Origin of the sequence: Leisingera coralii, from assembly GCF_049056525.1 — a bacterium.
Taxonomy (GTDB): Bacteria; Pseudomonadota; Alphaproteobacteria; order Rhodobacterales; family Rhodobacteraceae; genus Leisingera; species Leisingera coralii.
In genome coordinates this window covers 122,024-136,035 of record NZ_JBHUPT010000034.1, presented here as the reverse complement: position 1 = coordinate 136,035, position 14,012 = coordinate 122,024, and the positions used below count along the sequence as shown (strand labels likewise).

Annotated in this window: 11 protein-coding genes; 9 read left to right on the top strand and 2 right to left on the bottom strand. The window is 63.5% G+C overall.

Annotation, left to right across the window (positions count from 1 at the left end):
- The first annotated feature begins 369 nt into the window (after nucleotides 1-369).
- From ACFMBG_RS13065 to ACFMBG_RS13045, 5 genes are all read left to right on the top strand, one after another.
- On the top strand, nucleotides 370-2,085 hold the full coding sequence (locus ACFMBG_RS13065; protein ID WP_421055133.1) for an extracellular solute-binding protein: 1,716 nt from the start codon (nucleotides 370-372) through the stop codon (nucleotides 2,083-2,085).
- A 72-nt stretch (nucleotides 2,086-2,157) separates the two neighbouring features.
- Nucleotides 2,158-2,991, top strand: coding sequence for an arsenate reductase/protein-tyrosine-phosphatase family protein (locus tag ACFMBG_RS13060; protein ID WP_421055132.1), 834 nt, complete (start codon nucleotides 2,158-2,160; stop codon nucleotides 2,989-2,991).
- Nucleotides 2,992-3,013: 22 nt separating this feature from the next.
- A complete protein-coding gene (locus tag ACFMBG_RS13055; RefSeq protein ID WP_421055131.1) occupies nucleotides 3,014-3,490 on the top strand; it encodes an arsenate reductase ArsC in 477 nt (158 codons plus the stop codon).
- Nucleotides 3,487-4,179 (top strand): aquaporin, encoded by a 693-nt coding sequence (locus tag ACFMBG_RS13050; RefSeq protein WP_421055130.1) that lies wholly within the window; start codon nucleotides 3,487-3,489, stop codon nucleotides 4,177-4,179. The genes ACFMBG_RS13055 and ACFMBG_RS13050 overlap by 4 nt, the downstream gene beginning before the upstream one ends.
- 132 nt (nucleotides 4,180-4,311) lie before the next feature.
- A complete protein-coding gene (locus ACFMBG_RS13045; RefSeq protein ID WP_421055129.1) occupies nucleotides 4,312-4,503 on the top strand; it encodes a hypothetical protein in 192 nt (63 codons plus the stop codon).
- Between the two features lie 9 nt (nucleotides 4,504-4,512).
- On the opposite strand, the gene ACFMBG_RS13040 is transcribed toward ACFMBG_RS13045, so the two are convergent.
- Entirely contained in the window at nucleotides 4,513-5,136 is a 624-nt protein-coding gene (locus ACFMBG_RS13040; RefSeq protein ID WP_421055128.1) for a helix-turn-helix domain-containing protein, read from the bottom strand.
- Nucleotides 5,137-5,200: 64 nt separating this feature from the next.
- Between ACFMBG_RS13040 and ACFMBG_RS13035 the strand changes: the two genes are divergently transcribed.
- The 4 genes from ACFMBG_RS13035 (at nucleotide 5,201) to ACFMBG_RS13020 (ending at nucleotide 10,478) form a co-directional block, all read left to right on the top strand.
- Nucleotides 5,201-6,706 (top strand): class I adenylate-forming enzyme family protein, encoded by a 1,506-nt coding sequence (locus ACFMBG_RS13035; RefSeq protein WP_421055127.1) that lies wholly within the window; start codon nucleotides 5,201-5,203, stop codon nucleotides 6,704-6,706.
- A gap of 5 nt (nucleotides 6,707-6,711) precedes the next feature.
- Nucleotides 6,712-7,368: a DsbA family oxidoreductase gene (locus ACFMBG_RS13030; protein WP_421055126.1), complete on the top strand. Its 657-nt coding sequence runs from the start codon at nucleotides 6,712-6,714 to the stop codon at nucleotides 7,366-7,368.
- 151 nt (nucleotides 7,369-7,519) lie between these two features.
- Nucleotides 7,520-8,743: a multidrug effflux MFS transporter gene (locus ACFMBG_RS13025; RefSeq protein ID WP_421055125.1), complete on the top strand. Its 1,224-nt coding sequence runs from the start codon at nucleotides 7,520-7,522 to the stop codon at nucleotides 8,741-8,743.
- A gap of 61 nt (nucleotides 8,744-8,804) precedes the next feature.
- Nucleotides 8,805-10,478 (top strand): tetratricopeptide repeat protein, encoded by a 1,674-nt coding sequence (locus ACFMBG_RS13020; protein WP_421055124.1) that lies wholly within the window; start codon nucleotides 8,805-8,807, stop codon nucleotides 10,476-10,478.
- Nucleotides 10,479-10,533: 55 nt separating this feature from the next.
- Here the strand turns inward: ACFMBG_RS13020 and mfd are convergent, their stop codons facing one another.
- A complete protein-coding gene (gene mfd / locus ACFMBG_RS13015) occupies nucleotides 10,534-13,989 on the bottom strand; it encodes a transcription-repair coupling factor (protein ID WP_421055123.1) in 3,456 nt (1,151 codons plus the stop codon).
- Nucleotides 13,990-14,012 lie beyond the last annotated feature (23 nt).

Here is a 14,012-nt window from a genome sequence, read left to right as displayed (position 1 = left end):
AAGAAACGCGTAAGACTACGGAGAGCCCGGCAGGAACGCAGGGGCATTTTCAGTCAGACCGGAAGTAAAACACCGCAGAAAAAAACGCCCGCACGAGGCGGGCGTTAGTTATTGAGGCAGGTTTCATACAGGCAAGAAACCTATCGAGCAGTGACCTCTTTATAAGCAATTTCCGGCTTTCGTCCAAGCTAAAAGTTTGAAAAGACGAAAAAGCGCACGTAGCGTGCGGAGGCAAGAAAATAAGGGCAGAGCGGGATTGTTGTGAAACTGCGAAAAGAAAATTTCCTGAATCTTCGCGTTGCATTGGCTGGAATCACCTTGGCATTTGCCGCGAATTCCGCCCAGGCAGAATCGGCACATGGCATAGCTATGTACGGGGACCCCGCCCTGCCACCGGATTTTGTGTCTTTGCCCTATGCCAACCCCGATGCCCCCAAAGGCGGCAAGGTGGTCTTCGGCAACACCGGCGGCTTTGACTCGCTGAACCCGTTCACCCTGAAAGGGACCTCTCCCTGGCAGCTGAGGTTCTGGAGTTACGAAAGCCTGATGGGCCGCTCCTGGAACGAACCCTTCACCCTGTATGGGCTTCTGGCCGAATCGGTTGAGACCCCGGAGGACCGCTCCTGGGTGGAATTCACCCTGCGGGAGGAGGGGCGATTCTCCGATGGCAGCCCGGTCACCGTCGAGGATGTGATCTGGTCCTATGAAACGCTCGGCACCAAGGGGCATCCCCGCTACCGCGGATTCTGGACCAAGGTGGAGCGGATCGAACAGACCGGCCCGCGCAGCCTGCGCCTGACCTTCAACACCGAGGACCGCGAGCTGGCGCTGATCGCCGGTATGCGCCCGATCCTGAAAAAGGCGCAGTGGGAGGGCAAGGATTTTGCCAGCGGCACCGTCGAGGGCGCGCCCATCGGCACCGGGGCCTATGTGGTCAGCGCCTATGAGCCGGGCCGCTTTGTGACGCTGCGCCGCAATCCGGATTACTGGGGCAAGGACCTGCCCCTGCAGCGCGGCACCCAGAATTTCGACGAGATGCGCATCGACTTCTTCGGCGATGAAACCGTGCTGTTCGAGGCCTTCAAGGCGGGCGAGCTGAGCGCGGTGCGCGAGTTCAATGCCGACAAATGGGATAGCGTCTACAGCTTCCCGGCGGTCACCCGCGGCGATGTGGTTAAAAGCGAGATCCCGCACCAGCGCCCGTCCGGCATGACCGGCCTGGTGATGAACACCCGCCGTGCGCCGCTGGATGATTGGCGCGTGCGCGAGGCGCTGCTGCTGGCCTTCAATTTCGAATACATCAACGGCACCGTGACCGGCGGGGTGCAGCCGCGGATCACCTCCTATTTCTCTGGCTCGGCACTTGGAATGCAGCTGGGTGCAGCCAGCGGCAAGGTCCGGGCGCTGCTGGAGCCCTTTGCCGGCAGCCTGCTGCCCGGCACGCTGGAAGGCTACACCCTGCCCCAAGGCGACGGCAGCAAACGCAACCGAAGCAACCTGCGCAAGGCGATGAAGCTGCTGGAAGAGGCCGGCTGGACCGTCACCGATGGCGTCCTGCGCAACAGTGAAGGACGGGCGCTCGAACTCACCGTGCTGATCCGCCAGGGCGACGGCGAGATGAAGACGGTGACAGAGATCTACGCCCGCGCGCTTGAGCGTCTGGGCATTACCCTGACCGCCGAAACCGTAGACAATGCCCAATACGTCGAGCGCGAGAATGCCTATGACTTTGACCTCACCCGCTACCGCCGGGAGCTGTCGCTGAGCCCCGGCAACGAACAGCGCTATTACTGGGGCAGCGAGGGCGTTACCCAGCCCGGCAGCCGCAACCTGATGGGTATGGACAGCCCCGCAGCCGAAGCGATGATCGACGCGATGCTGACCGCCAAGGAGCCGGAGGACTTCACCGCCGCCGTGCGGGCGCTGGACCGGGTTCTGACCGCGGGGCGCTATGTTATTCCGTTCTGGACCTTCGATGTCGGGCGGATCGCCCACATTAAGGAAATGCGCTACCCGGACAAGCTGCCGGTCTATGGCGACCGCACCGGCTTTATGCCGGATGTCTGGTGGTACGAGGCGGACTGACCTCCTGAATTCCGCTGCAGGGGCGTCAAAATAGAATTGACTCCCGCTATATATTTCCGTAATTCGCGAATTATGGAAATAGAGATCACAGATAAGCTTGGCGCCCTCGCGCACCCCAACCGGCTGGCCCTGTTCCGCCTGCTGATGCGCCGCTATCCGGATGCTGTTCCCGCCGGAGAAATCGCCTCGGCGCTGGCGTTCAAGGCCAATACCGCCTCCGCCTATCTGTCTGTGCTGAAACAGGCCGGGCTGATCAGCCAGCACCGGACCGGCACCTCGCTGATGTACACCGCTGACCTGCCGGGCCTGCGCGGTATGTTCGACAATCTTCTGTCCGGCTGCTGCCAGAACCGGCCCGATATCTGCACTCCTGTCACGAGTGGAGAGATACCGATGCCTTCGACTGAACGCCCCTTGAACGTCCTGTTTATCTGCACCGGCAATTCCGCCAGATCGCTGCTGGCCGAAGCCATCCTGAACCAGGCCGGCGAAGGCAAGTTCCGGGCCTTTTCCGCAGGCACCCGTCCGTCGCCAGGCCCGCGGCCGGAAGTGACCGCGCTGCTGCAAGCCAAGGGTTATGACACCTCTGTGCTGCGATCCAAGGATCTGGAGGAATTTGCCAGCCCGGAGGCGCCGCAAATGGATTTCGTCTTCACCGTCTGCGATCACGCCGCCAACGAGGAGTGCCCGGCCTGGCCCGGCCAGCCGATGAGCGCCCATTGGGGGCTGGCCGACCCGGTCAAGGCGACAGGCACGGACGCCGAACGCCGCCTTGCCTTCCAGCAGGCCTACGGGCTGCTTCGCAACCGGATCAAAGCCTTTGTGGCACTGCCCTTCGAAACACTCGACCGCATGTCGCTTCAGCACCGGGTTGACGACATCGGCCGCGTAAATTCTTCCGACTAACCCTCAAGCACGGTCATCATCCATGAACATTCTCGTCCTCTGCACGGGCAACTCCGCGCGCTCCATCCTGCTGGAGTCGATCTTCAACACACGGGGCGCCGGCCGCGTGCGCGCCTTTTCGGCAGGTTCCAACCCCACCGGCAAAGTGCATCCGCAATCGCTTGCACTGCTGGAAGACCTTGGCCACGACACCTCGGGCGCCCGCTCCAAGAGCTGGGATGAGTTTGCCGCTGAAGACGCGCCGGAGATGGACATGGTGATTACCGTCTGCGCCTCTGCCGCAGGCGAGACCTGCCCGGTCTGGCCCGGCGCGCCGGTGCGCGCTCACTGGGGTGTCGAAGATCCCGCAGCGGCAGAGCAGCCCGAATGGGACGCCGCCTTCCGCGCCGCCTATGCCACACTGGAAAAGCGCGCCATGGCGCTTTTGGAGATGCCGTTTGAGACCATGCCCCCGGCGGAACTGTCGCAGCAGCTCAAGCGGATTGGAGAAATCGCATGACCGCGCAGAAACTTCTGGCCGAGGGGCTGGGCACCGCGATGCTGCTGGTAGGGGTGGTGGGCTCCGGCATCATGGCCGAAACCCTGGCCGATGGGAACGCCGCCCTGGCGTTGCTGGCCAATGCCGTGGCCACCGGCTGCATGCTCTATGTGATCATCACCACCCTGGGCCCGGTTTCCGGCGCCCATTTCAATCCGGCGGTAACCCTTGCCTTTGCCCTGCGCGGCGAGCACCCCTGGAGCGCGGCAGCCCCCTATATCATTGTGCAGATCGGCGGCGGCATCCTTGGTGTCTGGGCCTGTCACGTAATGTTCGACCTTGCAATTCTGCAAAGCTCGGCCACAATGCACCGCACTGGGACTGCCCAGTGGTTCTCCGAAATCCTAGCCACCTTTGGCCTTCTATTCGTGATCTTCGGCGGGCTGCGGTCGCGTCCCGACGCAGTGCCCCCGCTGGTTGGCCTCTACATCACCGGCGCCTATTGGTTCACGTCCTCCACCAGCTTTGCCAATCCGGCGGTGACCATTGCGCGCGGCTTCACCGATACCTTCGCTGGGATCTATCCGGGACACATTCCGATGTTTATCGCGATGCAGCTGATTGCGGTTGGAATCGGCCATGTGGTGCTGACACGGCTGTTCGCAGCCCCCGCCGCCCCGGCGGAAACCCGCCGACCCCGGCAGACCTGACCCCTGCGTAAGGTGCGACCGTTACAAAATGACACGAAAAGTGTTACCATGGGTGGCCAAAAACCATAATCCGTTTGACAGGGAGTGCCCCCCATGCCTGTACAAGCAGCAGCTGCCAGCTGGATTGACAGGATGCCCCGCATCAAACAGCGCTTTCCGCATCTGAAAGCCAGTAATGCGCCGTCCATACTGGATGACCGGGACAAATTCGTTGCCTATCTGGCCCGTACCCATCACCTCACCTTGAATGAAGCCAAGGAGGAGGTGGATGATTTCCTTTACATCGAAAGCCTGCTGAGAGAGCTGGACGGCCGCAAGCACTAGCTCGCTTAGTTAAGCCAGCGACGTCACCCAGAGGATCATCGCATCTTCGGGGCTGACAGAGATGACGTTGTGCCCCATGGCCGCGTCGTAGTAAGCGCTGTCGCCGCGGCGCATCTCGATCGGCTCATAGAATTCCGTGTAGAGCTTGACCACGCCGGTCAGCACGTACAGGAATTCCTCGCCGTCATGGCGTACCCAGCCGTCAAATTCCTCCATCGACCGTGCCCGCACCCGTGCCCGGTAGGGCAGCATCTGCTTGCGCGACAGCCCGTCGGCCAGCAGCTCGTGCTCATAGGTCGCGGTCGCATGGGCGGAGCCGTCGCCGGATTTGGTCACCGTCATCCGGCCGTTCACCTGATCCCGCTGCGGCGGGGTGAACAGCTGCGGCACAGAGATCTGCAGGCCCACAGCCAGCTTCTTCAACGCCTCGTAAGTCGGTGACATCTGGCCGTTTTCGATCTTTGACAAAGTCGAGCGTGCCAGCCCGGCCTGATTGGCCGCATGCTCCAGCGTCCAGTCCCGCGCCTTGCGAAGCTCCCGAACCCGGGCGCCCAGATCCAGCGGTTCTGCGTCGTCTTCGCCGCCATTGGCGCGGGCGATGGTGATCAGGGATTTCGGGTCGCGGCTTTTCATAGCCACTCTATAAGCCGCACCTGCGCGCCTTGCAACGCAGGACAGTGCAGGCTAGCCATTTGCCATGCTGTCGGTTTTTGATCAGGGGCCTTTCGCGCCCTGCCCTTCGCCCTTCAATCTTGCCGCCCATGTGCTGCGCCATGCCGGCCGGCTGGCGGAGAAGACCGCACTGTCGGTTCTTGAGGGCGAGTCTCGCGAAGATTGGAGCTATGCCCGGCTGGAGGCCGCGGTGCGCGGTACCGGAACCGGGCTGTTGGCGGCCGGTCTGACCCCTGGCGACATCGTGCTGATGAGGCTCGGGAACACGGTCGAGTTTCCGATTGCCTATCTCGGCGCCATTGCCGCCGGGCTAGTGCCGGTGCCCACCTCGGCCCAGCTGACCGAGCCGGAAACCGCCCGGATGATCGCCGATCTGAACCCTGCGGCGGTCCTGCGGGATCCGGCGGTGGCCTGCGCGAGTCACCCATTGCAGATCACCACCCCGGACCTGCTGAAAATGCACGGGCATCCCCCCTGTGAATACGCTTTGGGCGACCCGGACCGGCTGGCCTATGTGGTCTACACCTCCGGCACCAGCGGAAATCCGCGCGCCGTGGCGCACGCGCACCGGGCGGTCTGGGCGCGGCAGATGATGGTCGACGGCTGGTACGGGCTGACAGAGCAGGACCGGCTGCCGCACGCGGGCGCCTTCAACTGGACCTACACGCTGGGCACCGGACTGATGGACCCTTGGGCCGCGGGCGCCACAGCGCTGATCCCGGCGCCCGGAACACCGCCCGAAGACCTGCCGGAGCTGCTGCGCCGGCACCAGGCAACCATCTTCGCCGCAACCCCTGGCGTCTACCGCAAGTTCCTGCGCGGCGGCCCGCTGGACCTGCCGGACCTGCGGCACGGGCTTTGCGCAGGTGAAAAGCTCTCACGCCACCTTCACGAATCCTGGGATACGGCTACCGGCTGCGGGCTCTATGAGGCTTTCGGCATGTCGGAGTGCTCCACTTTCATCTCCTCCTCGCCCGGATGCCCCGCGCAGGACGGTGCTCTGGGCCAGCCGCAAAGGGGCCGCAAGGTGGCCATTCTGGGAGCGGACGGACCGGTTCCCGCAGGCGAGGAAGGCACCATCGCCATCCACCGCTCCGACCCCGGATTGATGCTCGGCTATCTGAACACGCCGGAGGAAACCGCCGCCCGTTACCAGGGCGAATGGTTCCTGACCGGCGACCAGGGCGCAATGACAGCGGACGGCCAGATCCGTTACCTGGGCCGCGGCGACGACATGATGAATGCCGGCGGCTACCGCGTCTCGCCCATTGAGGTCGAAACCGCACTTGCCGCCCATCCCGGCATCACCCAGGCCGGAGCTGCCGCGGTGGAGGTGAAGGAAGACACTTATATCATCGCCGCCTTCTACACCGGTCCCGAAGAGTTGAACGCCCAGGACCTGCAGGCCTTTGCATCCCAGCGCCTGGCCCGCTACAAGCAGCCCCGCGCTTATGTCCATTTGGACGCGCTGCCCACCGGCGCCAACGGCAAGCTGCTGCGCCGCGCCCTGCCCGCCCTGTTCAAAGGATGACCCATATGACCACTGTCAAACTCGACATCCTGTCGGACCCGATCTGCCCCTGGTGCTATATCGGCAAGACCCATCTGGACAAGGCGCTGGCGGAGGTGCCGGACCACCCGTTTATTATCGAATGGCACCCGTTCCAGCTGAACCCCGACATGCCGGCCGAAGGCATGGACCGGCGCGAATACCTGGAGCGCAAGTTCGGCGGCAAGGAAGGCGCGGTGAAGGCCTATGCGCCCGTCGTGGAGCACGCGGAAAAAGCCGGGCTGACGATCAATTTCGAGGCGATGAAACGCACGCCCAACACTCTGGACGCACACCGTCTGATCCACTGGGCCGGGATCGAGGGGAAGCAGGCGCAAGTGGTGGATGCCCTGTTCAAGGCTTATTTCGTTGACGCCAAGGACATCGGCGACCACACCGTGCTGACAGAGATCGCAAGCGAGGCCGGTATGGAGGCGGATGTCACCGCACGCCTGCTGGAGGGCGACAGCGATGTGCAGGCAATCCGCGACCGCGACGCGCATTCCCGCAAGATGGGCGTGACCTCAGTACCGACCTTCATTGTCGCCAATCAGCACGCGGTGCCCGGCGCCCAGCCGCCTGAGCTGTGGAAGCAGGTGATCGAGGACATCCAGAAGCAGCTGAAAGAGGCCGAGGGCAACTAGGCCGCCACGCGACTGCTTAGCATCGCAACTATGCACAGTCTCCTGTGCAGCCGGGCGCTGGCACGGCTGCTCGTAGTGTGATAACGCACCCGGACGGCTCCCAGTCCGGCCCGATCCCCGGGACCGCCTGCAGTGCCGCCCGAGGTTCCTAATGTCACAATCCCCTGCCCACGGCATGAGCAAGGGTGAGTTCATCGCGCTGATCGCGATGATGTTTGCCACCATTGCTTTTTCCATCGACGCGATGCTGCCCGCACTGCCGGAAATCGGCCAGGCGCTGAGCCCCGATGACGTCAACCGGGCCCAGCTGGTGCTGACGTCTTTTGTACTGGGGATGGGGATCGGCACTTTCTTTACCGGCCCGTTGTCCGATGCCTTTGGCCGCAAAAACGTCATTGCCGGCGGTGCCGTGCTCTACATCCTTGCTGCCGCCGTTGCCTGGCGCGCGCAATCGCTGGAGCTGCTGCTGGCCTCCCGCGTGGTAATGGGCCTCGGTGCCGCCGGGCCGCGCATTGTCGGAATCGCCATTGTGCGCGACCTCTATGCCGGCCGGGAAATGGCGCGGATGATGTCGATTGCCATGATGATCTTCACCCTAGTCCCCGCTTTCGCGCCGATGCTGGGCGCAGGCATCATCGCATTCTCCGGCTGGCGCGGCATCTTCCTGGCCTTCGCCGTTTTCGCCATCGTCATCCTGATGTGGATGGGGCTGCGCCTGCCGGAAACCCTGGCGCAGGAAAACCGCCGCCCGTTCCGCCTGCCGCTGCTGCTGGCCGCGGTGAAGGAGATGCTGGGCCATCCCACCGTGCGCCTGTCGATCATGGTTCAAACCCTGTGCCTAGGCATGCTTTTCACCATGCTGACCATGGTGCAGCCGGTCTATGACGTGATCTTCGGCCGCGCCGACAGCTTCCCGTTCTGGTTCGGCTTTGTGGCGCTGATGGCGGGGACGGCCAGCCTGCTGAACGCTGCCATCGTGGTCCGGGTCGGCATGCGGCGGATCGTGACCTGGTCGCTGGCCGTGCAGATGTTCGCCTCTGCCACCATGCTCTTCCTCAGCACGGGCCCAATGCCGGACGGGCTGCTGTTCGGCCTGTTCATCGCCTGGCAGACCAGCGTGTTCTTCCTGGCCGGCACCACCCTTGGCAACCTGAACGCCATCGCGATGGAGCCAATGGGGCATATCGCCGGTATGGCGGCCTCGGTGATCGGCGCGATCTCCACCGTTCTGGCCGCCGCCATTGCCGCCCCGGTCGGGCTGCTGTTCGACGGCTCCCTGGTGCCGCTTGGCGCCGGGCTTCTGGCCATGGCTGCGCTGGGGTTCCTGCTGATGCTGCAGATGGCAAGGACCGAGGCCCGCCTGCCAGCCGAATAAGCGCCTTGCCCGCTTTGCAGCCAAACCCTAACCTCTCCAATCATTTGGGGAGGTTTTTTTCATGGGCTACGATTATGATCTCGGCAGCTATTCCTGCCCGGTGACTACCACGTCGCCAGAGGCTCAGCGCTGGTTCGACCGCGGCCTGGTCTGGACCTATGGCTACAATCACGAGGAAGCCATCGCCTGTTTCCAGCGCGCACTGGAGCATGATCCGCGCTGCGCCATGGCCCATTGGGGCGTCGCCTATGCGGCCGGCCCGAATTACAACCTGCCCTGGGCCTTGCGTGACGACAAGGGCCGCGCCAAGGCGCTGGCGGAGGCCTATGACGCTGCACAGGCCGCGCTCGCCTGCATAGACGGCTGCACAGAAGCCGAGCAGCAACTGATCCGCGCCCTCCAGGCTCGCTATCCCCAGCGCGAGGCGGTGGAGGACATGCACGCCTGGGACTACGCCTTTGCCGATGCGATGCGGGCAGCCTTTGCCGCCTGCCCCGATCACCTGGACCTGCGCACGGTTTATGCCGAGAGCTTGCTGAACTTGACGCCCTGGCAAATGTGGGACCTGAAAGCCGGCAAGCCCGCCGAAGGCGCCGCCACGCTGGAAGCGCAGGAGGTTCTGGAATGGGCGATGGACAACGCCCCCGGCGCCATGCAGCACCCGGGCCTGCTGCATCTATATGTGCATCTGATGGAGATGTCGCCCGTACCGGAGAAGGCGCTGAAGGCCGCCGACGTGCTGCGCACGCTGGTGCCGGATGCGGGCCACCTTGTGCATATGCCGACCCATATCGACATGCTGTGCGGCGACTACCACAGCGTCGTGCATTGGAACCAAAAGGCGATTGAGGCGGACCTCAAGTACTACCAGCGCGAAGGCGCCTTCAACATCTATACCGGCTACCGTCAGCACAATTACCACTTCGTGATTTTCGGGGCGATGTTCCTGGGCCAGATCGCCCCCGCGCTTGCAGCCAATCAGGGCATATTAGACACCACGCCCGAGGACATGCTGCGGATCGAAAGCCCGCCGATGGCGGATTATTTCGAAAGCTACATGGCGATGCACCCGCATATTCTGGTGCGCTTCGGCCGCTGGGACGAGGCAATGGCGCTGGAGCTGCCCTCGGGCCCCGATCTCTACCGCACGCTGACCGCCAACACCCATTACGCCCGCGCCATCGCCTTTGCCGCAACCGGCCGCGTGGCAGAGGCTGAGGCCGAGGAGCAGCTCTTCCTGGCCGCCAAGGCCCGGGTCCCGGACAGCCGCCTGCTGCACAACAACCGTGTGGTGGACCTCCTTGAAATCGCAACGGAAATGCTGCGCGGTGAGATCGAGTACCGAAAAGAAAACTATGACGCGGCTTTCGCCCATCTGCAGCGCTCAGCGGAGCTGGACGACAACCTGCCCTATGACGAGCCCTGGGGCTGGATGCAGCCCACCCGCCATGCACTGGGGGCGCTGCTGTTCGAACAGGGCCGCGCGGATGAGGCAGAGGCCGTCTACCGCGCCGACCTCGGGCTCGATGGCACCCTGCCGCGCGCGTCGATCCATCCGGACAACATCTGGAGCCTCAAGGGGCTGCACGACTGCCTGAAGATCCGCGGAGAAACTATTGAGATCAAACACATAAAACAGAAACTGGACCTCGCGCTGGCGCGTGCCGACAGCGCCGTCGCCGCCTCCTGTTTCTGCGCCCAGGCGGCGATGGCATCCAGCCCCTGCTGCGGCTGAGCAAATTTCTTGCGAAGAAATTCGCCAAGGAAATTCGAATTTCCTTGGCGCCCTCTTACCCGGCCTTGGCTTTCTTTTTCTCGGCCACAACTTTCTCTGCCAGGTCGCGGGCAATGGCAAAGGCGCCCTTGATCTTGTCGGCGTCTTTCTTCCAGTCGCGGCGCACAACGATCTTGTTGTCCTTCACCTTGGCCAGACCGTTCTGGCCTTGGATGAATTCCACCAGCCCCTGCGGCGAGGCGAATTTGTCGTTGTGGAACTGGATCGTCGCGCCTTTCGGGCCGCCATCCATCTTGGCAATGCCCGCACGCTTGCACATCGCCTTGATCCGCACCACCAGCATCAGCGTGTTCACTTCCTTGGGCAGCTTGCCGAAACGGTCGATCAGCTCCGCGGCAAAGCCTTCCAGCTCCACCTTGGTCGACAGCGACGACAGGCGGCGGTAAAGGCCCAGGCGCACGTCCAGATCCGGAACATAGTCTTCGGGGATCAGCACCGGAACGCCTAGGTTGATCTGCGGCGCCCATTGGTCGTCGGCATCCGACAGACCCTCCATCTCACCCGCCTTGATCTTGGCAATCGCCTCCTCCAGCATCGACTGGTAAAGCTCATACCCCACATCGCGCATCTGGCCGGACTGCTCCTCGCCCAGGAGGTTGCCCGCGCCCCTAATATCAAGGTCTTGCGAGGCCAAGGTAAAGCCCGCACCGAGCGTATCGAGCGAACCCAGAACCCGCAAACGCTTCTCTGCCGCCGGGGTCAGCCTCTGGCGCGGCTTGGTGGTGAGGTAAGCATACGCGCGTGTCTTGGAGCGTCCTACACGACCCCGTATCTGATAGAGCTGCGACAGGCCGAACATGTCGGCGCGGTGCACCACCATGGTGTTGGCGGTCGGGATATCCAGCCCGCTTTCCACAATCGTCGTCGCAAGCAGCACATCGTATTTGCCGTCATAGAAGGCGTTCATCCGGTCGTCGAGCTCTCCCGCCGCCATTTGGCCGTGCGCTACGACGTAAGTCAGCTCAGGCAGCTGCGCCTTCAGGAACTCCTCGACCTCCGGCAGGTCGGTGATCCGCGGCACAACATAGAAGCTCTGACCGCCGCGGTAATGCTCGCGCAGCAATGCCTCGCGGATGGTGACGCTGTCGAACTCGCTGACGTATGTCCGGATCGCCAGCCGGTCAACCGGGGGCGTGCCGATGATCGACAGGTCCCGCACACCGGTCAGGCTGAGCTGCAGCGTCCGCGGGATCGGCGTGGCTGTCAGCGTCAGCACGTGGATGTCGCTGCGCAGCTGCTTCAGCCGCTCCTTGTGGGCAACACCAAAGTGCTGTTCCTCGTCGATGATCAATAGGCCGAGGTTCTGGAACTTGATGTTCTTGGCCAGCACCGCGTGGGTGCCGATGACGATATCGACCGTGCCCTTGGCCAACCCCTCCCGGGTCTTGCTGGCCTCCTTTGAGGTCACAAAGCGCGACAACTGCCTGACTTCCAGCGGGAAACCGCGGAACCGCTCCTTGAAGGACGCGGCGTGCTGGCGGGCCAGCAGCGTGGTGGGCGCCACGACCGCGACCTGCAGCCCGGACATTGCCGCCACAAAGGCCGCTCGCATCGCCACCTCGGTCTTGCCAAAGCCGACGTCGCCGCAGATCAGCCGGTCCATCGGCTGGCCCGAGTGAAGATCCTCCATCACATCCTCGATGGCGCGTAGCTGGTCGTCGGTTTCCTGATAGGGGAAACGGGCCGAGAACTCCTCCCAGGCGTGCGGCGGCGGATCCATCACCGGCGCCTTGCGCAGGGCGCGCTCGGCGGCGATGCGGATCAGCTTGTCCGCCATCTCGCGGATGCGTTCCTTCAGCTTGGCTTTCTTGGCCTGCCAGGCGCCGCCGCCGAGCCGGTCCAGAAGGCCCTCTTCGTGGCCGTATTTGGACAGCAGTTCGATATTCTCGACGGGCAGGTATAGCTTTGCAGCTTCGGCGTATTCCAGCAGGATGCATTCATGCGCGGCACCCGCCGCGGTCACTACTTCCAGCCCCTTGTAGCGGCCGATACCGTGATCAACATGCACCACCAGATCACCGGGGCTGAGCGATTGGGTCTCGGTCAGGAAATTCTCCGCCTTGCGGCGTTTCTTCGGTGCCCGGATCAGCCGGTCGCCCAGCACGTCCTGCTCCGAGATCACCGTCAAACCTGGTGCCTCAAACCCGTGCTCCAGCGCCCAGACCGCCAGATGCAGGCCGGACTTGCCGATACGGGTGCCATCCATAACCGGGATCGCTTCGGCCAAACCCTCGTCCTCGATCAGCCCCGACAACCGCTCGCGTGCGCCTTCGGAGTAGGAAGCGACAAGAACCGGCCCTTCCTGCATCCTTTCTTTAATATGCGCAGACAAAGCACCGAAAAGGCTGATATTTTCCTGCTGCCGCTCAGGTGCAAAATTGCGCCCGATACGCCCCCCGGCATCCACGACGCCAGGACCGGAGGCCTGCGGCAGCGGATGAAACTGCACCACGCGCAGGCCAGAGACAGCCGCCTCCCAGGCGGCATCGTCCAGATACAGCAGCCCGGGCGGCGTGGGCTTATAGACCGTATCGATCCGCCCCTTCTGCGCCATCGCGTGCTTGCGGGTCTGGTACTGGTCCTCGATGGTCTCCCAGCGCGCCAGCCGCGCCGGCGTCACCTGGTCATCCAGCGTCACCACCGCCTGCGGCAGGTAGTCGAACAGGGTTTCCAGCTTCTCGTGGAAAAACGGCAGCCAGTGCTCGATCCCCTGATGCTTGCGCCCCGCGCTGACCGCTTCATACAGCGGATCGTCGGTCCCGGCGGCCCCGAATTCGATCCGGTAATTCTGGCGGAACCGGGTTATCGCCGCCTCATCCAGGATCACCTCGGAGACCGGTGCCAGTTCCACCACCTCCAACCTTTCCGTCGTGCGCTGGGTGGCCGGGTCGAACCGCCGCGCGCCGTCCAGCACATCGCCGAACAGGTCCAGCCGCACCGGGCCGCTTTCGCCGGGCGGGAAGATGTCAATGATACCTCCGCGGATCGCATAGTCGCCCGGCTCCATCACCGTGGGGCTTTGGGTGAACCCCATACGCACCAGAAAGTTGCGCAGCGCGTCTTCATCAATCCGCTGATCAACGCGGGCGGTGAAGGCGGCCTCGCGCAGCACCTCGCGCGCAGGCACCCGCTGGCTGGCGGCATTAAGGGTGGTCAGCAGCACGAATTGCCTGGGCATCTGATGCACCAGCGCTGCCAAAGTTGCCATCCGCGCGGCCGAGATATCCGCGTTGGGCGATACCCGGTCATACGGCAGGCAGTCCCAGCCCGGGAACACAAACACCGGCATGTCCGGCGCAAAGAAGGCCAATGCGGCCCGCATCGCCTCCATCCGCTTGTCATCGCGTGCCACATGCAGCACCGGCGCGCCGGATGCTTCGACTTCCTTCAGGATCAGCCGGGCATCAAAGCCTTCGGGCGCGCCGCCCATGGTGATTGCACGCTGTGCCATGCGTTATCCTTTCCTGAAATCCA

What these genes read in the sequence shown, in the direction of transcription:
- ACFMBG_RS13050 (WP_421055130.1), top strand. Translation starts at nt 3,487, where the DNA reads ATGACCGCGCAGAAACTTCTGGCCGAGGGGCTGGGCACCGCGATGCTG.
- ACFMBG_RS13030 (WP_421055126.1), top strand. Translation starts at nt 6,712, where the DNA reads ATGACCACTGTCAAACTCGACATCCTGTCGGACCCGATCTGCCCCTGG.
- ACFMBG_RS13045 (WP_421055129.1), top strand. Translation starts at nt 4,312, where the DNA reads ATGCCCCGCATCAAACAGCGCTTTCCGCATCTGAAAGCCAGTAATGCG.
- ACFMBG_RS13020 (WP_421055124.1), top strand. Translation starts at nt 8,805, where the DNA reads ATGGGCTACGATTATGATCTCGGCAGCTATTCCTGCCCGGTGACTACC.
- ACFMBG_RS13060 (WP_421055132.1), top strand. Translation starts at nt 2,158, where the DNA reads ATGGAAATAGAGATCACAGATAAGCTTGGCGCCCTCGCGCACCCCAAC.
- ACFMBG_RS13035 (WP_421055127.1), top strand. Translation starts at nt 5,201, where the DNA reads ATGCTGTCGGTTTTTGATCAGGGGCCTTTCGCGCCCTGCCCTTCGCCC.
- ACFMBG_RS13055 (WP_421055131.1), top strand. Translation starts at nt 3,014, where the DNA reads ATGAACATTCTCGTCCTCTGCACGGGCAACTCCGCGCGCTCCATCCTG.
- ACFMBG_RS13025 (WP_421055125.1), top strand. Translation starts at nt 7,520, where the DNA reads ATGTCACAATCCCCTGCCCACGGCATGAGCAAGGGTGAGTTCATCGCG.
- mfd (WP_421055123.1), bottom strand. Translation starts at nt 13,989, where the DNA reads ATGGCACAGCGTGCAATCACCATGGGCGGCGCGCCCGAAGGCTTTGAT.
- ACFMBG_RS13040 (WP_421055128.1), bottom strand. Translation starts at nt 5,136, where the DNA reads ATGAAAAGCCGCGACCCGAAATCCCTGATCACCATCGCCCGCGCCAAT.
- ACFMBG_RS13065 (WP_421055133.1), top strand. Translation starts at nt 370, where the DNA reads ATGTACGGGGACCCCGCCCTGCCACCGGATTTTGTGTCTTTGCCCTAT.